1 protein-coding gene is annotated in these 442 nt (G+C 59.5%); it reads right to left on the bottom strand.

The features are described from left to right. The coding region (locus DVK05_RS16630; protein WP_147437857.1) for a heavy-metal-associated domain-containing protein at window positions 1-324 on the bottom strand (324 nt) is incomplete at its 3' end. Window positions 325-442: the final 118 nt, after the last annotated feature.

The following is a 442-nucleotide window of genomic DNA, read 5'->3' as shown; positions in this document are numbered from 1 at the left end:
AGCGAAGTTAACCTCGGCGTCGATGACGCCCGGAACCGATTCCAGCGACGTCTGGTTCGCGTCCGCGCAGTTCGCACAACTCATGCCGGAGATGCCGACGGTACGTGTCTTCGAGACTGCCTCGTAGCCCGCTTCCGAGATGGCGTCGTAGATGTCTCTGAGCGATACCTCCTCTGGGTCGTACTCCACGGTCCCTTCGTCGGTGGCGAAGTTGACCGTGGCTTCGGACACTCCGTCGAGTGCCTCGACCGCTTCCCCGACGGTGCGCGAGCAGTTCGCGCAACTCATGCCGCGGATATCCAGGTGTGTCGTTCGGCTACTCATGTTAGTTCTAGATACGTGACCCTCTCTTACCTCGATTGTGCCTTCGGAACCCAGCGGGAAGGGGCACCCGAACTTTCGATTCCAAACTTAACGAAACCGAATGCCATCGGCCATCCGA

This window comes from Halorubrum sp. Atlit-8R (assembly GCF_003666025.1).
Taxonomy (GTDB): domain Archaea; phylum Halobacteriota; class Halobacteria; order Halobacteriales; family Haloferacaceae; genus Halorubrum; species Halorubrum salinarum.
The sequence above is the reverse complement of the archived record's forward strand: the minus strand, read 5'-3'. Positions and strand labels throughout refer to the sequence as shown.